Below are 25,941 nucleotides of genomic sequence, written 5' to 3'. Positions count from 1 at the left end.
TCTCCGGTAGAATGAAACAGGAGGCATGAACCGTCATTGGAAGAATGGTTTTCCTTATATGGTGATCCAAACTGGTTTTCAAACCACCTCCTGACAAAACAAGTCAGGAGGCCCATCAAACAAAACACCCGCCACGCGACGTGCATGGCGGGTGTCCGGATGGGCAGTTTTCTACAAGGGCTGTGCAACTACCATTTGGTGTGGGCTGAAAGCGTGATCGTCCGGCCGTCGCCATAACCGCAGACCGCCTCGCCGTCGCAGCCCTTGACATAGGCCTTGTCGAAAAGATTGGTGACATTGAGAGCGACGCCCCAGCTGTCCTTCTCGTAGCGGATAGCGGCGTCGAACAAGGTGGCGCCGGGAACCTTCAGCGTGTTGGCCTTGTTGGCGTAGGACTCGCCCTGATAGCGGACCCCTGCCCCGAGATTGACCCCTTGCAGCGGTCCCTGGTCGACCGTGTAATCCAGCCAGAACGCTGCGGACACTTTCGGGACGATTGTCGGCCAGTTGCCGATCAATGCCGGGTCTTCATCCTTGGTGATCTCCATATCGAGCACGGTCAGCGATGCCAGGGCCTTCCAGTTCTGGTCGATATTGACCTTGCCTTCCAGTTCCAGCCCGGTCGATTTGACCTCGCCCAGCTGCGTGTCGATAAAGGTACCGGGAACGCGCGACAGCGCGTTCTGCTTGGTGATCTGGAACACGGATGCCGTCAGCAAGCCGTCAACGAAATCCGGGGCGTATTTGACACCCGCTTCGAACTGATAGCCCTCTTCCGGCTTCAGCGGTTCGCCAAGGGTGACGCCAATCACCGGATTGAAGAAGGTTGCCGCGCTGACATAGGGCGTCACGCCGTTGGAGAATTCATAGCCCAGCCCGACGCGGCCGCTGACGGCGCTCCTGTTGTAGTCATAGGTCGGGCCAAGCGGGAAGAACGGGCCTTCGGCGGAATCCGACGAGATGTTGACGTAGTCATAGCGGCCGTTCAGGGTCATCAGCCAGCCATCGCCGAACCGCACCTGATCCTGCGTGTAGACGCCAATCTGGTTCATCTTCAAAACCTGATCGAGATAGACGCTGGTCGGGCCCTGCGGGGCACCATAGACCGGATTGCTGGCGCTGATCGGCGTTGCACCGCCGGATGCCTGCACCTGGTCGATCTTGAAATATTTGTAGTCGACGCCGAACAGGAAATTGTGTTCGAGCGCGCCGGTGGTGAATTGCTTCTCGGCCCGGTTGTCCATCAGGAACGTGTCGACCTTCGTATCGTGGTTGAAGCCGATCCGGTACAGGAGATTATCGGGTGTTGTCGGCTTCAGACCGCCGCCATAGGGGAAGGCCGGATCAACATAACCATAGGGATAGGGGCTGGTTTCTTTCTTGTTCTGATGGCCGTAGCGCACATTCTGGCTGAGCTTCCAGCCATTGTCGAATGTGTGTTCCGCTTCGTAGCCAAACAAATATTGGCGGTTCTGGCCGTCATCGATGCTTGGCTCGGTGAAATTCGCCTTGCGGCTGATCTTGCCGAATGCCGCGTCCTTGACGGTGCCGTAATAAGGCAGGAACCCGCCGCCCGCATGGGTCTGGTCGAGGGCGGAGAACTGGCCGAACACAGTGACTTTTGTGTCGGCTGATGGCGCATAGGTGATCTGCGGCATAAGCGAGCCGCGGAAATCCTTGGCAAAATCCGTCTGCTGTTCGCCGCCGGCGATCCGACCGGTGAAGCGGTAGGTCCAGACGCCGTTTTCATCGAGCTTGTCGCCGACATCGACGCCGAGATAGGCATTGCCATATTGGTTGACACCCGTCTCGATCCGGCCGAAGCGATCCTTTTCCGGACGTTTGCTCACCATATTGACGATGCCGCCGGGATTGGCACCACCATAGAGAACCGAAGCGGGGCCCTTGAGGGCTTCAACCCGCTCAAGCATGAAGGGATCGATCTGGAATCCGCCGAAGCCATAGCCGAAGAGCGGCAGGCCATCGAGGAAAACGCCGCTTTGCGTGGCCTGGAAGCCACGAATGAAAATCCAGTCCGTATCGGGGTCTTCGCCGAAGGGCGCTGCGGTGATGCCTGCGGTATAGCGCAGGGCTTCATCGACTTTCTTGACGCCGCGATCCTGCAGTTCCTGCTGGCCGACCACGGAAACGGACTGGGGAATGGCGGTGATCGGCAGGGCGGATTTCGAACCGGCGGTGGTCTTCTTGGCGACGTAGCCGTTGACGGGTCCGGTCGCCGTGCCGTTGCCGCCATCGATGACGATTTCCTTGAGGACGATGGATTCTTCCGCCATGGCTGCGATTGGCAGAAGCGCAATGCTGAGGGTTGTGCCGGCAAACAGAAGCCCTGCCCGCCGTGTCCGGTTATGTCTTGTCATGTGTCGCCCCAAAAACCCCAAAGAACAATGACACCGCACGCCGCTGCGCCCGCGCCGGTATCATCGTGTGCCTGAAATATTATGACTATTTAACTCAACTATAAATGCGGGTCTTGTCCGAAATCACGGCCGTTGAATGTTTCTGGGCTAAAGTCGCCTGGCGACAATGCTTATTTCCGGCTGCGTTGCCAGGCGGCCGGCGTGAGGCCGGTGTGCTGGCGGAACACGCGGGTGAAATGCGCCTGATCGGCAAAGCCTGCGAGCTCCGCGATGTGGTTGAGACTATGACCGGTCCGCAGCAGCATTTCTTCGATGCGGCGCACGCGCGCGCGCATCTGCCACTGGTGCGGCGGCATGCCGGTCGAAGCCTTGAAGGCATGACTGAAATGCGATTGCGACAATCCCGTCAGATCCGCCAGTTCCTGCAGGCGGACCGCACGCATCCAGTTGTCACCGAGATAGTTGGTGACACGGCGCAGCTGCCAGGGCGCGAGTTTGCTGCGCTTGCGCTCTGCTTTGGCCTTGATGTCGAACAGCAGCGTGAAGACCGAGATTGCCAGGCTCTCACCGTAGAGCGGGTGCAGCGGATCGGGATTGGCACACTCCCCTGCCATGAGATTGGCCAGCGCCAGGATGCGCGGATCGGAAAACATCAGGCGTGGCCGCGTGACCGCGCCAAGATCAACCCCGTCGCCAAAGCGTTTGACCAGTGTTTGGACGTTGAAGTGCAGGTCGATGTGGCGGATATGTTTGACCTCGCGGAGGCGGGACCAGAGCGGCATTCCCGCCGGGACATAGCACATCGGATTGGCAACGCCATCGCTGCCGAGATCCTTGCTCTGCGGGTCCAGCCGCACGTTGAACGTGCCGGTGTTCAGGCCGTCGAGAACGATGAAGAGCCGGGGATCCCTCGCCTCATACTGACCGCTGGCATCGGGCGCGCAATTCACGCTGAATAGATCGGCGACAACACCGTCCCAGGCGCGCTGCTGCAAGCCCCCGACGACGGAAAAGCCGTTTATCTTCGTATTCATCTGCGGTTGAAACGTCATTTGATTGGCATAAAACCATTGGAAATATCAGGCAATGCCAATGATTTAGAACATTTCTAGCAGGCTTTGCACTAGCGCAGTTAATATGAGTATAAAAATCATCTTTAGTTCTTGAAATTGTTGAGCCAATTGAAAACGGGGCCGGATCACGCATGATCCGGCCCCGTTATTGTCGAGTGCCGTTATTTCAGCGACTGTCGCTCTATGGCAACAATGTTATACCGGGACTGCCACGGGTTCACCCTTCACCTCGCGCATGCTCGGCAGGAAGATGGTCAACAGGCCGAGGAATGGCAGGTAGGAACAGACCATATAGACAAAGTCGATCCCCTTGTTGTCGGCAACGACCCCGAGAACCGCGGCTGCAATTCCGGCCATGCCGAAGGCGAAGCCGAAGAAGATGCCGGCGATCATGCCGACCCGACCCGGCACCAGCTCCTGCGCAAACACCACGATGGCCGGGAATGCCGAGGACAGGATGAGGCCGATGAACACGGTCAGCACGCCGGTCCAGAACAGGTTCGCATAGGGCATCAGCAGCGTGAACGGCAGGACGCCCAGGATCGAGAACCAGATGACGGTCTTGACGCCGATCTTGTCGCCAACCAGTCCGCCGCCGATGATGCCGACAGCAGCGGCGCCAAGGAACAGGAACAGCATCAGCTGCGACTGTTGTACGGTGATGCCGAATTTGTGGATCACGTAGAAGGTGTAGTAGCTGGAGATGCTGGCGAGATAGATGTTCTTGCTGAACACCAGCAGTGTGAGAATGATCAGCGACATCGTCACCTTGCGGCGCGGCAGTTTCAGGGTACGGCTGACCGGCGGCTTTTTCGCATTGGCGGCGCGATAGCGCTGGTACCAGTTGCCGACCTGATAGAGGACGATCATGCCGATCAGTGCCGCCGCCGAGAACCAGGCGATGCTCTGCTGGCCGTGCGGCAGGAGGATGAACGCTGCAAGAAAGGGCCCGAGGGCGGTGCGAAATTTCCCGCCACCCGGGAACGGCGACTGGGCGGGGCCATGCCGCCCGCCGGAGGCCGGGCGCGCGACGCGGGAGGACTCGGGAGGAAAGAGGGCCGAGCCGATGCCGATGAAAGCGGCGCCGATCAGCAGCATCGAATAGTGCGTGGCGATCGACAAGAGGCCGAGGCCAACCAGCGAAAAGCCCATGCCGACCGGCAGGGAATAGGGCATCGGGCGCTTGTCGGTATAGGTGCCGACGACAGGCTGCAGCAGGGACGCTGTGACCTGAAAGGTGAGCGTCAGCAGGCCGATCTGCTTGAAGTCGAGTCCATAGTTGGTCTTGAGCATCGGATAGATGGCCGAGAGCATGGACTGCATCATGTCGTTGAGCAGATGGCAGAAGCTCACGGCAAAGATGATGCCGAAGGCAGTTATTTCAGCGGAAGAGCGCTGTGCGGGCAGGGATGTATCGGTCATATCGGGCGTTCCATCGGAAAATGAGGGTGTTGATTGCGTGCTTCGCGTCACCCTTCCCTTCCCTGATATACCTGTTGCACAAAACCTGCCTTCGTGGTTTGGTCTATTTCTTTCGCAAGTGGGCCAAGCCGATGCTCTATCTGAAGTTTCCCGAGATGAGTTTCCACGCCAGGGATCTGGGGCGCGTGCATCTGCAGCGGCTGGAATGGCTTGAGCAATCGAAGGGCGATGTGGTTGCGGGATTGGCGCACTATCCCACCGGGTGCCATGTTCCGGAGCATCAGCACAGCCTGTCGCAACTTCTGCACGCGATGACCGGGGTTGTCATGGTCTCCACCAAGTTCGGCCGCTGGATGGTGCCGCCGCATCATGCGCTATGGCTGCCGGCGGGCGTGCGGCATGCGGTGGATATGCACGGCGATGTCGCCATGCATTCGATCTATGTCCGTCCCGATGCCGTTGAAGGATTGAAGAACCATCTGCACGTGGTTGCTCTGACCCCGCTCATGGATACGCTGATCCGGGAGGTTGTGGCTTCTCCGTCCGACGAGCAGGCGAGCCCGCGCACGACATTCATGATGGGATTGCTGCTGCACGAGATTCCCAAGCTGGAAGAGCGCCCGCTCGGCCTGCCCTTCCCCGATGACACCAGGCTGGCGGCGCTGTGCCGGGGTTTTCTGCAAGACCCTTCACCCCGCACCAATATCGACAATTGGGCCGATCGCCTCGGCATGAGCCGCCGCACCTTTACGCGGTTTTTCCGGCGCGAGACGGGCTTAAGCCTGTCGACATGGCGCCAGCAGGCATGCCTGCTATCCGCTTTGCCGCGTCTGTCCGGAGGTGAAGCGGTGACGAGCGTTGCGCTTGATCTTGGCTATAACAGCGTTCCCGCCTTTACCACCATGTTCAAACGCATGCTGGGCGCCCCTCCCCGCAATTATCTTCACTCCGCCGCCTGATTGCTTGCACCGGCATTTCCTGAGCGCCATCTTTCCGATGGCGCTCAAGGAGACGTGGGCTATCCCGGAGCGCCCGGTGCTGACCAGATTTGGCTGACGTGATTTGCCGATCCGGCACACTGATAAGGAGCTACCGGGTTGTTCTCGACAAATGGGCCACCATACATGTCCAAACACTGTCGCGTCGCATTTGGTCTAAGCACCGCCGCGTCAGTTGGCTCCAAGGCTTCGTTGGCAAGGGAACCGTTCAAGTAGTACGAGAAATCCTGAATGTCAGTGTGATAATATATGCCATCGTTTTCGCCGATCTTGCACTTGGCAAGGCCGAACGTGTTACCTGCAGCCATGGATAAACACAGATCCGCATCTGCTGCCAGTTTGATGCGGTGCGTGGCGATATCACGCGACCAGATTTGCAGGTCGGATCCATTGCATGCGCTGATGGCAAATTTGGCAGTTGCCGTGTCCTTGGACGACACTGTGAGACAAAACCCCGCTTTGCCGCTACCCGCCACGGAATAGATCTGACCGGTGGGTATGACTTTGACCGCTTTGCCATCGCATTTCGCTGCGAGCCGGAACATGGCATTCCCATGAGCTGGAATTGGCCTGGTCCACAGCTGTTTATCTTGTAGGGGGCCTTCCGGTTTACTATCCCAGAGATCTTTTGCGAAAACTGTGCAGCTTTTTTGCCCGGAAAGGTTGAGGCCTATGGACCACAGATTTATTTTCTGCGGCTGAAGCTCGGTATTGCTTTTGTTGAGAACGACAACGGCAAGACGGTCATTGCTGAGGGGCTTAACGACAACGTCCATCCCCTTGTCTGTAGCGGGATCCGTTTGATATGCGATATATCCGCCGATGCCGAGCTCATCCTGATCAACGGCGATAATATCCTTGTTTGTCAGAATCTTGTGGGAATCCCTGAGATGCGCGAGGGTTACGCCTGCATCATCCCTTCCCTTCTGTTGGTAGTATTCTGTCAATCGCCGTACATCGGTACTGAGAAGCAGCGGAGCCCCCATGACGGACCAGAGTGCGAATTGGCTCTTTTCCTCATCCGTGTTCATGCCGTTGTCACCGATGAGCAACTGATCCGGGTCATTCCAACTGCCAGGCGCGACGTAACGGGAAAGTGCCACGGCAATATAGAAACTCGGATAGACACCCTTGTCGTTCTCTCCTCCTGCACCGGATGACCAGGGATTGCTGAGCGTACTGGAGACTGCATCATATCTGTAGTTCTTAATGTCACCCCCGACACGCCACATCTGGCCGAGCGGGCGAACCCAATCCATTGTTGTATATTTTTCGCTGGCGTTATTGCCATATGCAGCTGGCGCCGATTCTTCAAAAATGATTTTACGAACGCTATTTTTCGTGGCTTCTGCCAGAGCATCTGCCATTGCTTTGAAGAGCTCATTTTTGGGTTTGGCAGTAACCGCGCCGGGGCGTTCTTTTTTTGGCCAATACGAATAGTCGGACGGGTCGTCACTTTTGTCATAGTCGCAGTTATCGTACTTCAGATAGTCGATACCCCATTTTGCGAAAGCAGTGGCATCTTGCCTTTCATGCCCTGCCGATGCGGGAAAGATTTGACAGGTCCGCAGTCCGGAACTGCTGTAGAGCCCGGCTTTAAACCCCATAGAATGTAAATATTGAACGTATTGGCTGAGATCAGCATCAAAACCATTATGTGAGCCGTCAGGCCAATGGCCATAAGTCCAGCTCGCCGCGCCTTTTAGAGATTCATTATCGTCCCGCGCCCGGTTCATCCAGCAATCATCGACGTTCAGATAGCTATACCCTGCATCCAGCAGGCCGGAATCTTTCATCGCACGTGCCTGGTCCAGCATGAAGTGCTGGAACGAGTATTGACTTCGGCTGCCGTCGTCATTCAACGGCGCTTGGACGCCATTGATTGTTTCCAGTTTCGGCCAATTCTTGAATGGGTCTTGGGCGTTGCATTTAAAACGCGACCACGTTGTGAACCCCATGGGTGGTTTGGCCGCGAGTTTAGTCACTGCCGGCATAGGAGCGCTGCCGGATGTCGATTGTTGTGCTGCGGCTCGATCGGTGTTGTACCCAGACAAAACTGAACAAAGCAAAAGTGCCGATGCATATGGTAAAATGTTTTTCATTATATTTCCGTTCTTCAATTGGATCAGATGTAAAAAGGTTGCGTAAAAAATCCTCTGGCGAGTGAGATTGGAACCATGAAAATCGATACCAATAGTCGAGAAATGTAGCTAATTTTCAACTATGAAAGAAAGTTAGCTTAGAAATGTAATTTTGCAACATATACCAATGTCGTAGAACACGCCGTTCACGGAGCATCGCGAACAGCCGTACAAGACCACAATGATCGTGGCATGAGGGCGTTGTAGAGTTACTCCGCCGCTTGAACCCGTGGGGCCGGTACATAGTTGAGGATCGGGCCGAGCCAGCGCTCGACTTCTTCGACGGGCATTGCCTTGCGCTCCGAATAATCCTCGACCTGATCGCGCTCCACCTTGGCGACGCCAAAGTAGTAGGATTCCGGGTGGGCGAGATAGACGCCCGAAACCGACGAGCCCGGCCACATGGCGTAGCTTTCGGTGAGGCGCACGTTGATCTGCCTTTCCGCGTCGAGCAGGCTGAACAGAGTATCCTTTTCCGTGTGATCGGGTTGCGCGGGATAGCCGGGTGCCGGGCGGATGCCGCGATAGGGCTCGCCGATCAGTTCATCTGGCTTCAAAGTTTCATCCGGTGCATAGCCCCAGAATTCCTTGCGCACCCGTTCATGCATCAACTCGGCAAAGGCTTCGGCAAACCGGTCGGCAAGGGCCTTCACCAGAATGGACGAATAGTCGTCATTCGCCCGCTCGAACCGTTCGGCAATGGCGATTTCTTCTATACCTGCCGTCACGACGAAACCGCCGATGTAATCCCCTTTGCCGCTGGCAACAGGTGCGACGAAATCCGACAGGGCGACATTCGGCCGGCCATCGCGCTTCGACAGCTGCTGGCGCAATGTATAGAGTGTGGCCAGCTCTTTCTGGCGCCCTTCGTCGGTGAACAGGCGGATATCATCGCCGACAGTTCCCGCCGGCCAGAAGCCGATGACGGCTTTCGGATTGAACCACTTTTCATCAATGATCTTGGCCAGCATGGCCTGCGCGTCGGCAAACAACTGCCGCGCTGCCGCGCCCTGATTTTCATCGTCGAGAATGGCGGGATAGCGGCCCTTCAGCTCCCATGTCTGGAAGAATGGCGTCCAGTCGATGTAGCGCGACAGTTCGGCGAGGTCGTAATTTTCGAACACCCGCGTTCCAAGGAAGGACGGCTTCGGCGGTTCATAGCCCGACCAGTCGATCCTGTGGGCATTGGCGCGGGCCTTTTCCAGTGACAGCCGCTGCTTGTCTGCCTCATTGCGGGCATGGGTCTCGGCAACCTTGGTGTATTCGCTACGGATGTTATCGACAAAGCCGCCCTTGGTATCCGGCGAGAGAAGTTGGGAGACGACGCCGACCGCACGGCTTGCATCGGTGACATAAACCGTCTGGCCCTTGTGATAGCGCGGATTGATCTTCACCGCCGTGTGCACGCGGCTTGTCGTGGCGCCGCCGATCAAAAGCGGAATATTGAACCCTTCGCGCTCCATTTCGGACGCGACATGCACCATTTCGTCGAGCGACGGCGTGATCAGGCCGGAGAGGCCAATGATATCGACATTCAGCTCTTTTGCCGTTTGCAGAATCTTGGTGGCGGGCACCATCACGCCGAGATCGATGATCTCGTAATTGTTGCAGGCAAGAACGACGCCGACAATGTTCTTGCCGATATCATGCACATCGCCCTTGACCGTCGCCATCAGCACCTTGCCGGCGCTTTCGCGTTCGCCCGTGCCGCCATTGGCGAGCTTCTCCGCCTCCATGTGCGGCAGGAGCAAGGCCACGGCCTGCTTCATCACGCGGGCGGATTTGACCACCTGCGGCAGGAACATCTTTCCCGCACCGAAGAGATCGCCGACAACGTTCATGCCCGCCATCAGCGGACCTTCGATCACATGCAGCGGCCGTTCGGCCGCAAGCCGCGCCTCTTCCGTGTCGACATCGATGAATTCGGTAATGCCATTGACGAGCGCGTGGGAAATGCGGTCGGCCACGCTCCATTCGCGCCAGGCGAGATCACGCTCACGTGCTTCCTTGCCGGCCGATCCCTTGTAGCGCTCGGCGAGGTCGAGCAGCCGTTCCGTCGCATCGTCGCGGCGGTTGAGCACGACATCCTCGCAGGCCTCGCGCAGTTCCGGATCGATGGATTCATAAACTGCCAGCTGTCCGGCGTTGACGATGCCCATGTCCATGCCGACCTGGATCGCATGGTAGAGGAACACCGCGTGCATGGCTTCGCGCACGGGCTCATTGCCGCGGAACGAAAAGGACAGGTTCGAGATGCCGCCGGAGATGTGGACATGCGGCAACGTTTCCGTGATCTGGCGTGTCGCCTCGATAAAGGCAACGCCATAGCCGTTGTGCTCCTCGATGCCGGTGGCAACCGCAAACACGTTCGGGTCGAAGATGATGTCTTCGGGCGGGAACCCGGCTTCCTTGGTCAGGAGTTCGTAGGCGCGGGTGCAGATCTCGACCTTGCGCTCCAGCGTATCGGCCTGGCCCTCCGTGTCGAAGGCCATGACCACGACGGCCGCGCCATAGGCGCGCACGCGTTTGGCATGGTGAAGGAAAGCCTCCTCCCCCTCCTTCATGGAGATCGAGTTGACGAGCGGCTTGCCCTGCACGCATTTCAGTCCGGCCTCGATGACATCCCACTTGGAACTGTCGATCATGACGGGCACGCGGGCGATATCGGGCTCGGCAGCAATCAGGTTGAGGAACTCGACCATCGCCTTCTCGCTGTCGATCAGGCCTTCATCCATATTGATGTCGATGATCTGCGCGCCATTGGCAACCTGATCGCGCGCCACATCCAGCGCCGTGGCAAAGTCGCCGGCGGTGATCAGCTTGCGGAACTTGGCCGACCCGGTGATGTTCGTGCGCTCGCCCACATTCACAAACGGAATGTCCTTGGTCAGCGTGAACGGTTCAAGGCCGGACAGGCGCATATGCGTGGAAATTTCCGGGATCTGGCGCGGCGGATACTTGCTGACCGCCTCGGCAATCGCCCGGATGTGATCGGGCGTCGAACCGCAGCAGCCGCCGACGATGTTCAGCAGGCCTTCACTGGCAAAGCCTTCCAGTTGCTCGGCCATCGCCTCGGGGCTTTCGTCATACTGGCCGAATTCATTGGGCAGACCGGCATTGGGATAGGCGCAGACAAATGTATCGGCAACGCCGGAGATTTCAGCCAGATGGGCGCGCATCGCATTGGCGCCAAGCGCGCAGTTCAGGCCGATGGTGAAGGGTTCCGCGTGACGCACGGAATGCCAGAACGCCGTCGGCGTCTGACCGGACAAGGTTCGGCCTGAGAGATCGGTGATCGTGCCCGAAATCATGATGGGCAGGGTAATGCCCTTTTCCTCGAAGACTTCCTGCGTGGCGAACACCGCTGCCTTGGCGTTCAGCGTGTCGAAGATCGTTTCGATGAGGATGATATCGGCGCCGCCATCCATCAGGCCGCGCACCTGATCCGCATAGGCGATACGCAGATCGTCGAAGGTGACAGCGCGATAGCCGGGATTGTTCACGTCAGGCGAAATGGATGCGGTGCGGTTCGTCGGTCCGAGCGCCCCGGCCACGAAGCGGCGCTTGCCGTCCTTCTGTTCGGCCTTGATCGCGGCCCGGCGGGCAAGGCGGGCGCCATCGCGGTTCAGCTCATAGACAACCTCTTCCATGCTGTAGTCAGCCTGGGCAATGGTCGTGGAGGAGAACGTGTTGGTTTCGAGAATGTCCGCACCGGCCATGGCATAGGCGTAATGGATGTCCTCGATGGCCTGGGGCTGCGTGAGAATCAGAAGGTCGTTATTGCCCTGCAGGTGACAGGAGCAGTCGGCGAAGCGTTCGCCGCGGAAATCGTCCTCGTTCAGGCTGAGGCCCTGAATCTGCGTGCCCATGGCCCCGTCGAGAATCAGGATGCGTTCGCGCGCCGCCTTGGTCAGCGCTTCAAACACCTCCGAGCCATCCCGTGGAGCGCCCATGGGACCGAACAGATTATCGACTGCAATATTCATGACTTAAACGCCTCTTGGCCATCTTGGGACGAGAGGCGTAAACTCACATAAAGATATCTTTATGTCAACAAATCAATTCCATTGGCGGCAGATTCTGTCGCAGCTGCGGCGTCCTGTCCCGCCGCAGCTGCGATGCCCGCATTATGCGCAGCCACGCGACGAAAATGTCCTCGGAGCCGGCATTCTACGCATCAATCCCATGCCAGCGCTCCGCCATTCTGGTATTCGATAACCCGGGTTTCGAAGAAGTTCTTTTCCTTCTTCAAATCCATCGCTTCCGACATCCACGGGAACGGATTGTCCGTGTCGGGAAAGACTTGGGCAAGGCCAAGCTGGGCGCAGCGCCGGTTGGCGATGAAGTGCATATAGCTTTCGCAAAGCGCAGCATTCAGCCCGAGGAACCCGCGCGGCATCGTATCGCGGCCATAGGACGCCTCGAGCTCCGCCGCATCCCTGATCATCCCGCGCAGTTCTTCGGTAAAGGCTGTCGTCCACAGATGCGGGTTCTCGTGACGGATCTGGTTGATCACGTCGATGCCGAAATTCATGTGGATGCTCTCGTCGCGCAGGATGTACTGATACTGTTCAGCAATGCCGACCATCTTGTTGCGTCGGCCGAGCGACAGGATCTGGGCAAAGCCCGTATAGAACCACATGCCCTCGAAAATGACGTAGAAGGCCACGAGATCGCGCAGAAACTGCTGATCCATCTCCGGCGTGCCGGTCTTGAAATCCGGGTTGTCGAGATTTTGCGTATGCTTGAGCGCCCATGCCGCCTTATCGGTGATCGATGGCACTTCGCGATACATGTTGAAGAGTTCGCCCTCATCCAGCCCGAGACTTTCGACGATATACTGGAATGTATGGGTATGGACGGCTTCCTCGAAGGCCTGACGCAAGAGATACTGGCGGCATTCCGGATTGGTCAGGTGCCGGTAGATGGCAAGGACAATATTGTTGGCAACAAGTGACTCGGATGCCGCGAAGAAACCGAGATTGCGCTTGATCATGCGGCGTTCGTCGTCGGTCAGCCCGTCCTTGGATTTCCACAGGGCGATATCTGCCTGCATCGACACCTCTGTCGGCATCCAGTGATTGTTGCAGCCATTGAGGTACTTCTCCCAGGCCCAGTGATATTTGAGCGGCAGGAGCTGGTTGACGTCGGCACGTGAATTGATCATCGCCTTGTCGTCGACGCGCACACGGCCACCGCCGCGTACGATATCGCCAAGACCCGTGGCATCGGCGGTGGGTGCCTGATCCGGTGCAAGAGCGGGGTGGATGGCGCGGGCAGCATTGGCGGCAGCTTCGGTGTTGGTCCAGTCAAGCATGGTCTTTTCCTTCAATTCATTGCAAAGCGTGTGTGGCAGGCGCGGTTGCGCGCTTACTGGCAGGCTTCACAGTCAGGATCATTGATCGAACAGGCATTGCCGGCCGGTTCCGACAGGATGATCGGTTCGGCAACCGGCTTGGCGGCGACCGCGTTAAGCTTGCCATCCGTGCCTTTCAGCGTGGACTTTTCCACGTGGGACGCCGAGCGCGAGCGCAGGTAATAGGTCGTCTTCAAGCCGCTGTTCCAGGCGAGACGATAGAGCTCGTCCAGCTTCTTGCCGCTTGGATTGGCGATATAGAGGTTGAGGGATTGGGCTTGGTCGATCCACTTCTGCCGGCGCGAGGCCGCTGCGATCAGCCATGCACTGTCGATTTCGAATGCCGTGGCATAGAGCGCCTTGAGGTCGGCAGGGATGCGGTCGATTTCACCCACCGAGCCGTCGAAATACTTCAGGTCCGAAATCATCACCTCGTCCCATAGCCCGCGCTGCTTCAGGTCATGCACCAGTGCTGCATTCACGACAGTGAAGTCGCCCGACATGTTGGATTTGACGAAGAGGTTCTGATAGGCGGGCTCGATGGACTGGGCGACGCCGCAAATGTTGGAAATCGTTGCGGTGGGGGCAATCGCCATGGTGTTGGAATTGCGCATTCCGGTTGTCGTCACCCGCTTGCGCAGGGCTTCCCAGTCGAGGGTAGTGCTGCGATCCATCGAAAGCCTGGCGCCGGCCGCCGTGCGGGCCTGATCGAGCAGTTCAATGGAATCGATCGGGAGAATGCCTTTTGACCAGAGCGAACCGCTGAAGCTCGGATAGCTGCCACGTTCGCTGGCAAGGTCAACCGATGCCGAAATGGCATGATAGGAAATGGCTTCCATGCTGAGATCGGCGAAAGCCACGGCTTCGTTGGAGGCGTAGGGAATACGCAATGCCTGCAATGCATCCTGGAAACCCATCAAGCCGAGACCGACCGGACGGTGACGCAGGTTGGAATGGCGCGCTTCCGGGATCGTGTAGAAGTTGATGTCGATGACATTGTCGAGCATGCGCATGGCCGTTGCCACAGTGCGCGCCAGACGTTCAAGGTCGAGACCTTCGGCTGCAATGTGATTGGCAAGGTTGATCGAGCCGAGGTTGCACACCGCAACTTCATCCTTCGATGTGTTGAGGGTAATTTCCGTGCACAGGTTCGAGGAATGCACCACGCCGACATGGCCTTGGGGCGAGCGGATATTGCAGGGGTCCTTGAAGGTGACCCATGGGTGGCCCGTCTCGAACAGCATCGTCAAAATCCGGCGCCAGAGATCCAGTGCCCGCACGGTGCGGAAGACACGGATTTCGCCGCGTGCAGCCTTGGCTTCATAGGCCTCGTAGGCAGTTTTGAAGTCCGCGCCATAGAGATCATGCAGATCCGGCGTCTCGTCAGGTGAGAACAGGGTCCACGGCTCGTCCTTTTCCACGCGGCTCATGAACAGATCAGGCACCCAGTTGGCGGTGTTCATGTCGTGGGTGCGGCGGCGGTCGTCACCGGTATTCTTGCGCAGATCGAGAAACTCCTCGATGTCGACATGCCAGGTCTCGAGATAGGCGCAGACCGCGCCCTTGCGCTTGCCGCCCTGATTGACCGCGATGGCCGTATCGTTGGCCACTTTCAGGAACGGTACGACGCCCTGGCTTTCGCCGTTGGTTCCCTTGATATGGGCGCCAAGACCGCGCACGGGCGTCCAGTCATTGCCCAGGCCGCCGGAATATTTTGCGAGGAGCGCATTGTCCTTCACCGCCTTGAAGATGCCGTCGAGATCGTCGGCGACGGTGGTCAGGAAGCAGGAGGACAGCTGCGGACGCAGCGTGCCCGAATTGAACAGCGTCGGTGTGGATGCCATGAAGTCGAACGACGACAGCAGATCGTAGAATTCGATGGCGCGTGCTTCCCGGTCGATCTCGCGGGTGGCGAGGCCCATGGCAACGCGCATCAGGAAGGCCTGCGGCAACTCGAACCGGATACCGCGTGTCTGCTGGAGATAACGATCATACAGAGTCTGCAGGCCGAGATACTGGAACTGCAGGTCGCGTTCCGGCTTCAGGGCTGCTGATATTTTCCGCAGGTCGAAGCGGGCGAGTTCAGGGTCGAGCAGTTCCGCTTCAATGCCGGCCTTCACATAGGCGGGGGAATAATCGGCGTACCGCTCCGCCATTTCGTGCTGGGTCGCCTGTTCAGGCCGGCCGAAGACAAAGCTCAAGGCTTCGCGGCGCAGCTTGTCCAGAAGCAGACGGGCGGTGACAAAGGAATAGTTCGGTTCGGTTTCAACGAGTGTGCGTGCAGCCAGAATGGGCGCAAGCGACAGTTCGTCGAGGGTGATGCCGTCATAAAGATTACGCCGGGTTTCGCTGAGGATCGGCGCGGCGCTCGCCCCCTCAAGTCCTTCACAGGCTTCGTCGATGATGCGGGCAAGCCGCACCGCATCGAGAGGTGTCTTGGTTCCGTCGAGCAGGGTAACGCTCAGCGACGGGCCGGTTTCGGCCACCGGTTCCACCAGCTTCGCCCGTTCTCGCGCCCGTTCTTCCCGGTAGAGCACGTAAGCACGCGCAACCTTGTGGTTTTCGCTGCGCATGAGAGCAAGTTCGACCTGGTCCTGCACATCTTCAATGTGAAACAGACGGCCTTCGCTGCTGCGGCGCTTCAAGGTTGTCACGATCTCTGCAGTCAAGCCTTCGACGACATCGTGTACCCGGCGCGAACCGGCAGCGACATTGCCTTCAACGGCGAGGAAGGCTTTGGTCAGGGCAACAGTGATTTTCAGCGGGTCGAAGGGTGTGACCGAGCCATTGCGGCGAATGACGCGATAGCCGGGCTCGCTGGATGATGGCTGCAATTCGGCAGGACGAACCGGCGACTGACCGTCGGCGCGGGTGGCTTGAAGAGAAAGAGACATGTGCTTATACCCCAAATGTTGGGGGCAAAGGTCGAGCGCACGCGTGCAAGAATCCGGTCAGCTTGCGGCCGACCATTGCAAGCGACACACCGGGACACCCCGCCCGTGGACGTTCATCATGTCATGGCAGGTCTCCTGGCTCACAGGTCGGCGCTGGTGTCGGCCTTCCCGAAGCTGGGCTTCAGTGGCATTGTCGACAACAACTCGCTGTTTACAGTTGCGGGGGCAGCGCCGGCATCAATGTCCAGGACATTTCACCGGCTTCCCTCTTAGCTCCCGGTCTTGCGACTCGGAGAGAACCATAACATCTATATTTAGTATCAAATCGTCGTTTTTAGTCAATAGGTAGATGGATACGTCTTCGCGTACTCAGAGCACTGCGGATTGCGGCAAGACGAACGGCACGGATTTTCCAGGCAGACCGCCCACCTTGAGCGCACATTCATAGACGCGCAGGATGCGGTCATCCGTCAAGACCTCCGTGGGGGTGCCCACAGAATCGGCTCTCCCCCTGTGCATGACCACGACCCGGTCGGCAAACATGGAGGTGAGGTTGAGGTCATGCAGGATAGCGATGACCCCGCCACCGCGATCGGCAAAGTCGCGGGCAATCTGCATGATGATCAGCTGATGTTTGATATCGAGGCTCGACACAGGCTCATCCAGAAACAGGAAGCGCGGCTGGCCGTCGAGCACCGGCTGCCAGACCTGGCAGAGGACGCGCGCCAGTTGCACCCGCTGCTGCTCGCCGCCGGAGAGTTCCTGATAGAACCGCCCACCGAAACCCGCGAGGTCAACGCGCTCAAGCGCTTCATCGGGCAGTGTGTCCACGTTGTGGCGCGAAGCACCGGAGCGGCCGCTGGTCATGCCCAGCTTGACGATCTCACGCACGGTAAACGGGAAGGACAGCGAGGTGGATTGCGGCAGGATCGCCCGCATGGTTGCCATCTGCCAGAGCTTCAACCGGTTGATCGGCATGCTGTTGATGCTGATGACGCCCTCATGCGGCAGATCACCGGAGAGTGCGCGCATCAGGGTCGTTTTGCCTGACCCGTTGGGGCCGACGATAACTGTGAATGCGCCAGCCTGCGCATCAAAGGATACGTCCTCGACGATTCTGTTTCGGCCGAGGGATACGGAGACGTTGGAAACACGGATCATGGTCAGAGGTCCAGAATGCCGCGGCGGCGCAGCAATATCCACAGGAAGAACGGTGCGCCGACGGCTGCCGTGACGATGCCGATCGGCAGTTCCGATGGCGCAACAATCGTTCGGCTGACCGCATCGGCAATCAGCAGCAGGCTGGCACCCAGGAGTGCAGCCGCTGGCAGGAGATAGCGATGATCGGGGCCAATCACGAGGCGCAGCAGATGCGGAACGACGACACCGACAAAGCCGATGCCACCGCTGACCGCAACCGATGCGCCGGTGGCCGCGGCGACGGTGACAATGGCGATGCGTTTGAAGCGCTGTACCGGGATGCCGAGGTGGCTGGCCGATGCTTCCCCGAGGGCGAGCCCGTTGAGGCCGCGGGCGAGGAACGGTGAAATGACGAGGGCGAGCGCAATGAGCGGGCCTGATGCGGCGATCTTGACCCAATTGGCCCCCGCCAGCGATCCCAGCCCCCAGAATGTCAGGTCGCGCAATTGCTTGTCGTCGGCGACATAGACCAGGACACCGATATAGGCGGCGGCCATGGCGCCGAGCGCAATACCGGCGAGCAGCATGGTGGCGATGGATGTCTGCCCGCGCCGCGTCGCGACACGGTAGAGGACGAGCGTGAAGATGAGGGCGCCGAAGAAAGCGGCGAGCGGCAAGGCATAGAGACTGAACAGGGCGATCACCGGGGCGAGGAAGGTTCCACCGAGAACGATGATGCTGACCGCGCCAAGCCCGGCGCCCGCCGAGACGCCGACGATGCCGGGGTCGGCAAGCGGATTGCGGAACAATCCCTGCATGACTGCACCCGATACGGCAAGGGACGCGCCGATCAGCGCGCCGAGAATGACGCGCGGCAGGCGGATATCGTAAATGATGATGCGATCACGGACGGAGAGCGCATTGTCCGTGGTATCGGATCCAGCAATCAGGGACTTCACGACGGAGAGGACCGATGCATCGGATGCACCAAAGGCAAGGCTGAAAAGGACCGTGGCAACGAGCGCCACGCACAGGCAGGCAATGACCATGCGCGCAAACGCTGACCGGTCACCCTCAGGGCGCAGTCTGCTGCCGCCCTGTGCGGAAGCAAGGACGGCAGGTTTTCTCAAGACGGTCTCACTCATTTGCCGAGTTCGTTGCCGTAAATGGCTTCTGCCAGCTCGTGAATTGCCTTGGGCGCGCGCGGCCCGAAGCCCAGCAGATACTGACCACTCATGCGGATGATCTTCTTGTCTTTGCCGGCGGGCGTTGCGGCAATCGCAGCATTGGCAAGAAGGTCGGCATTGTCGGACGAATGGTCACCACCGCGGTCCATGACCAGAATGACGTCGGGTTTGGCCGTGATGATCGCCTCGTCCGTCAACGGCTTGTATCCGGGATATTCCGTGATCGCATTGTCGGCACCGGCCAGTGCAATGATCCCATTGGCTGCCGTTTTGGTGCCGGAGGCCATGATCTTGCCGCCCTGAGCGCTGAGGACAAACAGAATCCGCTTGCGGTTCTTGATGTTCTTCGTTGCGTCTTCAGCCGCCTGCAAATCCTTCTCGACCTGCGACGCCAGTTTTTCCGCCTTGTCGTCAACGCCAAGTGCCGTACCCACCACGCGTATCTTCGCCGAGATGCTCTTTCCCGTGTAGTCCTCAGGTACGAAGACAAAGGGGATGCTGGCCTTCTTCAGGACATCGATGGTTTCCTTCGGGCCGCTGCCTTCCACGGCAATGATGGCCGTCGGGTTGATGGACAGAACCCCTTCGGGAGACAGCGCGCGCATGTAGCCGACGTTTGGCAGCTTCTGCGCAGCTTCCGGGTAGGTACTCGTCTGGTCACGACCGACAAGGTGCCCCTCTTCTCCCAGCGCATAGACGATTTCCGTGATGGAATCGCCAATGGACACCACGCGGGCCGCATCAGGAAGACGCCCGGTGACTTCTTCTGCGGAAGCCACGCCTTGTGCGGAAAGCAATGCCATCAGCCCGGCGAGCGAAGCGGCGAGATGCAGCCTTGCCGGCTTGCTCTGGCGTTTAGCCAACATGGTCATTTCCTTACGCGGCCGAACGCAGGACGCGCGGCAGGTTTTCAACAAGCTGGCGCCAGTCTTCCCGTTCGCCCGAACCCTCGTGGCGCTTGCCGAAGAACTGGATGATCATTTCCCCTTCGGCGCCGTAGGCTTCGAGTGATGTCACATGACCGTCCTTGGTCGGTTTGCGCACGGCCCACAACTCGGCAATGTGATCGAGGCGCAGATGCATATGAAAGGTTTCATCGAGGATATTGAGCCACGGCCCCATCGCCTTGATGTTCGCAATCGGACCCGAATGAATCTGGATGCAGCCACGATTGCCGACAAAGCACATGATCGGTATCTGCTCCTGCGCCGCATGCTGCATCATGGCGCTCAAGGCGTCGCGATCCAGTGCCCAGGCATAGTCCTGCCCGATCACCTGCACCGCCTGATGGCGCGTCATCTTCAGTGAACGCAGAATGCCGAAGAACTCATGCACATCCTTCATCTGGGTCCAGCGATCCCGCAGGCCATCCGCATCGAGTTCATGAATTTCCGCGGTCTTCTCCTCGGGCTTCGGCAAGGCCGTCAGTTCGATACGCTGCGACTGGTCATCGAGACGCAGCTTGGCAACAAGTGCGTGGTAGGCGTCGAGGTCCGAAGCGGGGCGCAGATGGATTTTGTGGATTGCCTCACCGGCGGCATCGAAGAACTGGAGACTGCGGCGGGTGAATTCTCCATCCTGTTTTTCGACCGCAAAGGCGTGGGCCCAGCTGTCGGGAAACAGCCGCAGATCGATCTGCTCGCCCAGCAGCATGGAGGCATGCTTGCCGACGATGGGCTTGTCGTAGACGCCAATCTTTTCGTGCACGGCGCTTTCGTTGCGCGTCAGCGCCATCACCTCGCCGAGGGTCTCTATCTCGGTCAGGAAGGTCTCGATGCGCGGGGTGATGCGAATGACATTGAGGCCGCAAAAGGCTGCTACCAGATCAGCCTCGGTGATGCCAAGCTGCTGGGCAAGATCGCGCTCGCGCATTTTGGGGTTGTCTGCCCGAGCTTGCCGGATGTCCTGGGGTGCTGGCTTGTGCGTATCAGTCATTGTCTTCGGATGCCTATCAATGCGTTACTTGTTGAGAATGAGTTTGCCCTGGCGGGTGATTTTCAGGCGGTAAAGCGAGCCGGCATGTTCGATGCCGACTTCGTTGGAGCCGTCGAACAGGATCTCGCTGCCGTAAACGCGCATATCCGTTTGCCGGACCGGCATGATTTCGCGGGCGAGCGGGGCCAGCCTCGGAAGCCGGACTTGAAGATCGATGATTTGGCGTCGTGACATTGCTGGCCAGCCTTTTCGTGCTGTCGCTGCCGGAATGCTCCGGCAACGGATAGTTCAAACTTGACTCGTATGATCATATTTATTACTCAACATAAAGAGGAGTCAACGAGTCAAGTTAGTTGGCGCTTGAAAAACATCACAAAATTGCAAGCGCGCTGACCGCGAGCCTGCAAAAAATTCTTGAAGTTCGCGCTATCCCAGCAAGCGCAACGGCTGGAAATTTCGGCCTGCGAAGCGCAATTTGCGGCAGGAAATGGTTTGAGCATGACCGCTGCTCCAGCCATGATGAAGCCTGCTGCAACAGGGAAGGCGTCGGGGTACGAGTCCTCCCCGGCGCCAACCCTGACAAAAGAAAAAGGCCCTTGCGGGCCTTTTCCATGTGCAGACTGATCATGTCCTGATCGTGGAGATCAGAACGGCGAATCAGGGAAGTAGAATTCCTTGGCATTGTCCTTGGTGACCAGGGTGGCATCCAGGATGTATTTGCCGCGTACAGGAACCTGATCGTAGAAATTGGCAACCGTCAGTTCGAGTGCCGTTGCGATCATGGACGGCGGATAGAGAACATTGATCGGTGTCATGGCATCGCCATCGCTGACACGCTTGATCATGTCCTTCATGCCGGCACCGCCGATGACCATCTTGATATCGGTGCGCTTGGCCTGGCTGATGGCCTCGAGTACGCCGACGGCCATGTCGTCATCCTGGCACCAGACAGCATCGATCTTCGGGAACTTGGTCAGATAGTCCTGCATGACCTTGAAGGCGTCATCGCGTGACCAGTTGCCGAACTGCTTGTCGAGCACCTTGATACCGCTTCCGGCAATGGCTTCGTCAAAACCCTTCTGGCGTTCTTCGTCAATGACGATCGGCAGGCCGCGAATGACCACGACGTCAGCGGTGCCAAGCTTGTCCTTCAGATATTTGCCGGCGACACGGCCGAGCTCCGGATTGTTGCCGGCGACATACAGATCCTGAATGCTCTGATCGGATAGGGCGCGGTCGACAACCGTGACGAATACGCCCTTTGCCTTGACCTGACGGATCGGGTCGGTCAGTTCGTCGGAATTATGCGGCAGGGTGACGAGGGCATCGATCCCCTGCGTGGTCAGGTCTTCGAGCGCATTGGCCTGGGAAGCACCATCGGGTGATGTCTTGATGGTGATCTTGAGGCCGGGATGGTTGGCCTCGAGAATCTTGGCCGCCCGTTCGGCGTGATAGACGACGCCGCCAGTCCAGCCATGATCGGCAGCCGGAATGGAAACGGCGATATTGACTTTCTTGTCTGCGGCGTGAGCCAGGACCATGCTTGACGCGAGCAGCGCGCCGGCAAGTCCCACGATGAGTTTACGCATATTTCTCTCCCAAATATTCTACGGGCCTTTGTGTCGAGGTCGGCGGGTGGCCCATTCTCCCCCTCCCAAACTTTTATCGCCGTTATCCCTTGCGCTGCAGTGTCCGCTGCACCAGCATGGCGATGATGATGATGACGCCCTGAACCGCCCCGATCAGATACTCACTGACGAAGTTGGACAGGACCATGATGTTGCCGACGATCTCCAGCATGAAGGCGCCGCAGATGGTTCCCCAGATGCGCCCGACGCCGCCTTTCAGCGCCGTGCCGCCAATGACGACCGCCGTGATGGCCTGCAACTCCCACAGCATGCCGGTGGTCGTGGTTGCCGCCCCAAGCCGCGGCACGTAAACCACAACAGCAATGGCGACACAGATGCCCTGAATGACATAGGTCATGGCGCGGACACGATTGACGTGGATGCCGGAATACCGCGCGACGTCTTCGTTGGAACCGACCGCGATGACGTGCCGGCCAAAGGAGGTCTTGTAGAGGATGAAGGCACCGAGCAAACCGACGGCGATGATGATCCAGACCGGTATCGGCAGTCCGAGAAACGTGCCGGTATAGACCGGCCGGAACAGATTGCGCATTTCACTGGATTTCATGGCAATCGATCCGCCATTGGCAAGCCAGACCGTGACGGAGCGGTAGATGGCCATTGTTCCAAGCGTCACGATAAACGGTTCGATCCGCCCCAGCGTCGTGACGGCGCCGTTCACCAGCCCGGCGCCTGCCCCGACGCCGATGGCGATGACGACACCGGCGGCCAGCATGGCGAAATTGCCGTCGATGGCGGCAGAATTCAGGAACAGGATCATGATGCCGGCGACAAGCGCAGCCATCGATCCCACCGACAGATCAAGCCCGCCTGCCGAAATCACGAAGGTCGCTCCAACCGCGATGATGGCGATGAAGGACGAGCGGGTCAGCACGTTCAATATATTGTCGATGCCGATGAAGCTTGGATTGACCAGGGCGCCCAGAACGAAAAGCGCGGCAAGCGCCAGGAATGGCGCAACCGCCGTCTTGTCGATATCCGCCAGCTTGCGGCCAAGGCCGCGCGTGTCGGTATTTGCTTGCGTATCGCTCATGCGGACCCCGTTGCGTATAGTTCTGCTTCGTTTGTTTTGACGCCGGTGGCGTAGACGACGATTTCATCTTCCGTCATCGCGTCACCCGAGACCTCGCCGACAATGCGCGCGGAGCGCATGACAAGGATGCGGTGACAGATGCCGATCAGCTCCTGCATCTCGGACGAGATGACGATGACCGATTTTCCTGACCTGGCGAGATCGGCGATGAACCTGTAGATCTGTTCCTTGGTGCCGATATCGATGCCACGGGTCGGCTCATCGATGATGACGATGCTCGGATCAAGCAGCATCATCTTGGCGAGCAACAGCTTTTGCTGATTGCCGCCGGACAACTGGCCCGCCAGCAGATCGCGCCGCCGGGCCCGGATGTCGAATTCGGCAATCGCCTTGTCCAGCCCCTGTTCTTCCTGCTTGCGCTCGATGAGCGGGCCTTTGGTGAATTTTTCCAATGAGGCCAGCGTGAGGTTCGTCCGCAGGTTCTGTGCCAGAAGCAGTCCCTTGCCCTTGCGGTCTTCGCTCAGGTAGACAATCCCGGCGGCCATGCTGTCGCGCACGCTGTGAAACCGCACCGGCTTGCCGTTCAATTTGACCTGCCCGTGTCCGGCACGCAGCCCGACAATGCCTTCGAACAGCTCAGTCCGTCCGGCGCCGATCAGCCCGGCAAAGCCGAGAATTTCACCTTTGCGCAAGGCGAACGAGGCGCTGCGGGCATAACCCGGAACGTCGAAATTGCTCACATCAAGGATCGTCTCGCGCGTCGCGGTCTCTTCCCGTTCGGGATAGAGCTTCGACATATCGCGTCCGACCATCAGCTTGGCCATGTCAACGGGCTGCAATTCCGAGGCATTGCGGGTCGCGATGAGCTTGCCGTCGCGCAGCACGGTGATACGGTCGGCAATGGCGGCAACCTCCGGCAGGCGGTGGGAAATATAGAGAACCGCCACGTTCTGGTCGCGCAGGTTGCGGATCACCTTGAGCAGCGCTTCCGTCTCATAGGGCGTGAGGGATGCCGTGGGTTCATCGAAAATCACGACGCGGTGCGGCACCTGCAGCGCGCGGGCAATCTGCACGAGCTGGCGCCGCGCAATGGATAGCCGCGACACCGGTGTTGTCGGATCAATATCAGCACCGAGCTTGCGCACGGCTTCGGCAGCCAGCCGGTTCATCTCGCGGTCATTGACCATGAGACCGCGTTTCAACTCGCGGCCCATGAAAATATTCTGCGCGACCGTCAAATGCGGTGCGAGCAGGATTTCCTGGTGCACCAGCACAAGGCCGCGATGTTCCGCATCGACGGGACCGGCGAGGGTCACGTCCTCCCCATCCATCGCAACCGAGCCGCGGGTCGGCTGCAGATGGCCGCTCAGAAGCTTCATCAGCGTCGACTTGCCGGCACCGTTCTCGCCGATGATTGCATGCACCTCGCCGGGCTGGATGGTGAGGCTGATATCGGTCAGCACCTCCACCGGCCCGAAAGCCTTGGCGATGCCCCGGGCTTCAAGCACGGGCACTCCGTCGTTGCGATGGGTTTGGTCGCTGTTCATCACACCTTCGTCCACACGCCGCCGGCTTTGGAGGACTTTACCGCCGCATCGATGAACTCCATGCCGGCAAGTCCATCCTCGACCGTCGGATAAATCACATCCTTCGGTGTCTTCTTACCCGTCCGGGCGGCAATGATCGCCTGTGCGGCTTCCGTATAGATATTGGCAAAACCTTCAAGATAGCCTTCCGGATGACCACCGGGAACGCGTGTGACACGGGCGGCTTCCGGCGACGCGCCGGCTCCGCCGCGGGTCAGCAATTGCTTGGGCTTGCCGAACGGCGTGTACCAGAGATAGTTCGGATCGGCCTGGGTCCATTCCAGTCCGCCCTTGGTGCCGTAGACGCGCAGTTTCAGGCCGTTCTCGTGTCCGGGCGCCACCTGGCTTGCCCAGAGCATGCCCTTGGCGCCGCCATCGAAGCGCATCAGGATCTGCACGTCGTCATCGAGCTTGCGGCCTTCGACGAAGCTGGTGAGTTCGGCGCACAGCTGCTTCAGCGTCAGGCCGGAAACAAAACAGGCAAGGTTATAGGCGTGCGTGCCGATATCGCCGATGGCGCCGCCTGCGCCCGAACGCGCCGGATCGGTACGCCATTCCGCCTGCTTCGATCCTGAGTCCTCCGCTTTTTCGGTCAGCCAGTCCTGCGGGTATTCGGCCTGCACCAGACGGATCTTGCCAAGGACACCCTTTTCGACCATGGCGCGGGCCTGCCGGATCATGGGGTAACCGGTGTAATTGTGAGTCACGGCAAAAATCTTGCCGGTCTTCTTCACCAATGCCACGAGTTCCTTTGCGTCCTTCACCGTTGTCGTCAGCGGCTTGTCACAGATCACATGGATGCCCGCTTTCAGAAACGCTTTTGCGGCGGGTGCATGCATATGGTTCGGGGTAACGATCGCCACCGCCTCGATCCCATCCGGGCGCTTGGCTTCCGCTTTCGCCATCTCTTCGAAAGAACCATAGGCACGGTCTTCCGTAATGCCGAGCTCCTTCGCCGAGGCCTTGGCGCGCGCCGGATCGGAAGACAGGGCTCCGGCGACGAGCTCGTATTGATCGTCGATGCGCATGGCGATGCGATGCACGGCGCCGATGAAGGCGCCCTGCCCTCCTCCGACCATGCCGATGCGAATGCGCCGGGTTGCCGCTTTTTCTCTGCTTGCTTCAATAGCCATTGCCGCTTCCTTCCGT

General features: G+C 58.9%; 17 protein-coding genes and 1 riboswitch. Of the genes, 1 reads left to right on the top strand and 16 read right to left on the bottom strand.

All coding sequences use genetic code 11. From position 1 onward, the window contains the following. Positions 1-188: 188 nt before the first annotated feature. The 3 genes from RDL77_RS06040 to RDL77_RS06030 form a co-directional block, all read right to left on the bottom strand. On the bottom strand, positions 189-2,378 hold the full coding sequence (locus tag RDL77_RS06040; RefSeq protein WP_288192160.1) for a TonB-dependent siderophore receptor: 2,190 nt from the start codon (positions 2,376-2,378) through the stop codon (positions 189-191). Positions 2,379-2,548: 170 nt separating this feature from the next. After that, the gene (locus RDL77_RS06035; RefSeq protein WP_288192159.1) at positions 2,549-3,430 is read right to left on the bottom strand and encodes an AraC family transcriptional regulator; all 882 of its coding nucleotides are present in this window, start codon (positions 3,428-3,430) and stop codon (positions 2,549-2,551) included. A 216-nt stretch (positions 3,431-3,646) separates the two neighbouring features. Next, the gene (locus RDL77_RS06030) at positions 3,647-4,873 is read right to left on the bottom strand and encodes an MFS transporter (protein WP_288192158.1); all 1,227 of its coding nucleotides are present in this window, start codon (positions 4,871-4,873) and stop codon (positions 3,647-3,649) included. Positions 4,874-5,004: 131 nt separating this feature from the next. On the opposite strand from RDL77_RS06030, the gene RDL77_RS06025 reads away from it, so the two are divergent. Further along, the gene (locus tag RDL77_RS06025) at positions 5,005-5,832 is read left to right on the top strand and encodes a helix-turn-helix domain-containing protein (RefSeq protein WP_223614644.1); all 828 of its coding nucleotides are present in this window, start codon (positions 5,005-5,007) and stop codon (positions 5,830-5,832) included. Between the two features lie 59 nt (positions 5,833-5,891). Here the strand turns inward: RDL77_RS06025 and RDL77_RS06020 are convergent, their stop codons facing one another. The 13 genes from RDL77_RS06020 to RDL77_RS05960 all read right to left on the bottom strand — a co-directional run bounded on the left by RDL77_RS06020 (position 5,892) and on the right by RDL77_RS05960 (position 25,925). Next, positions 5,892-7,973, bottom strand: a complete 2,082-nt coding sequence (locus tag RDL77_RS06020) for an alpha-galactosidase (RefSeq protein WP_288192157.1) — start codon at positions 7,971-7,973, stop codon at positions 5,892-5,894. A 248-nt stretch (positions 7,974-8,221) separates the two neighbouring features. Continuing rightward, positions 8,222-11,998: a methionine synthase gene (gene metH, locus RDL77_RS06015; RefSeq protein ID WP_288192156.1), complete on the bottom strand. Its 3,777-nt coding sequence runs from the start codon at positions 11,996-11,998 to the stop codon at positions 8,222-8,224. Between the two features lie 191 nt (positions 11,999-12,189). Further along, complete coding sequence (locus RDL77_RS06010; protein ID WP_288192155.1) at positions 12,190-13,329, bottom strand: ribonucleotide-diphosphate reductase subunit beta; 1,140 nt, start codon at positions 13,327-13,329, stop codon at positions 12,190-12,192. Between the two features lie 53 nt (positions 13,330-13,382). After that, on the bottom strand, positions 13,383-16,262 hold the full coding sequence (locus RDL77_RS06005; RefSeq protein WP_288192154.1) for a ribonucleoside-diphosphate reductase subunit alpha: 2,880 nt from the start codon (positions 16,260-16,262) through the stop codon (positions 13,383-13,385). Between the two features lie 107 nt (positions 16,263-16,369). Further along, positions 16,370-16,581, bottom strand: a riboswitch (cobalamin riboswitch). Between the two features lie 50 nt (positions 16,582-16,631). Next, the gene (locus RDL77_RS06000; RefSeq protein ID WP_288192153.1) at positions 16,632-17,423 is read right to left on the bottom strand and encodes a heme ABC transporter ATP-binding protein; all 792 of its coding nucleotides are present in this window, start codon (positions 17,421-17,423) and stop codon (positions 16,632-16,634) included. A 2-nt stretch (positions 17,424-17,425) separates the two neighbouring features. Then, positions 17,426-18,547: an iron ABC transporter permease gene (locus RDL77_RS05995; protein WP_288192152.1), complete on the bottom strand. Its 1,122-nt coding sequence runs from the start codon at positions 18,545-18,547 to the stop codon at positions 17,426-17,428. Continuing rightward, positions 18,544-19,455, bottom strand: coding sequence for a hemin ABC transporter substrate-binding protein (locus tag RDL77_RS05990; RefSeq protein WP_374042668.1), 912 nt, complete (start codon positions 19,453-19,455; stop codon positions 18,544-18,546). The genes RDL77_RS05995 and RDL77_RS05990 overlap by 4 nt, the downstream gene beginning before the upstream one ends. Positions 19,456-19,465: 10 nt before the next feature. Then, positions 19,466-20,524, bottom strand: a complete 1,059-nt coding sequence (locus RDL77_RS05985; RefSeq protein WP_288192150.1) for a hemin-degrading factor — start codon at positions 20,522-20,524, stop codon at positions 19,466-19,468. Positions 20,525-20,548: 24 nt separating this feature from the next. After that, positions 20,549-20,758, bottom strand: coding sequence for a hemin uptake protein HemP (hemP, locus tag RDL77_RS05980; protein WP_105733897.1), 210 nt, complete (start codon positions 20,756-20,758; stop codon positions 20,549-20,551). Positions 20,759-21,168: 410 nt separating this feature from the next. Further along, entirely contained in the window at positions 21,169-22,113 is a 945-nt protein-coding gene (locus RDL77_RS05975) for a substrate-binding domain-containing protein (protein ID WP_223614652.1), read from the bottom strand. A gap of 82 nt (positions 22,114-22,195) precedes the next feature. Next, complete coding sequence (locus RDL77_RS05970; RefSeq protein WP_288192149.1) at positions 22,196-23,206, bottom strand: ABC transporter permease; 1,011 nt, start codon at positions 23,204-23,206, stop codon at positions 22,196-22,198. Next, the gene (locus RDL77_RS05965) at positions 23,203-24,753 is read right to left on the bottom strand and encodes a sugar ABC transporter ATP-binding protein (RefSeq protein WP_288192148.1); all 1,551 of its coding nucleotides are present in this window, start codon (positions 24,751-24,753) and stop codon (positions 23,203-23,205) included. The genes RDL77_RS05970 and RDL77_RS05965 overlap by 4 nt, the downstream gene beginning before the upstream one ends. Continuing rightward, complete coding sequence (locus RDL77_RS05960; protein ID WP_288192147.1) at positions 24,753-25,925, bottom strand: Gfo/Idh/MocA family protein; 1,173 nt, start codon at positions 25,923-25,925, stop codon at positions 24,753-24,755. The genes RDL77_RS05965 and RDL77_RS05960 overlap by 1 nt, the downstream gene beginning before the upstream one ends. Positions 25,926-25,941 lie beyond the last annotated feature (16 nt).

The sequence above is a fragment of the uncultured Phyllobacterium sp. genome (assembly GCF_902479695.1).
Lineage (GTDB): Bacteria > Pseudomonadota > Alphaproteobacteria > Rhizobiales > Rhizobiaceae > Phyllobacterium > Phyllobacterium calauticae.
This window is presented reverse-complemented; position numbering and strand designations above follow the sequence as displayed.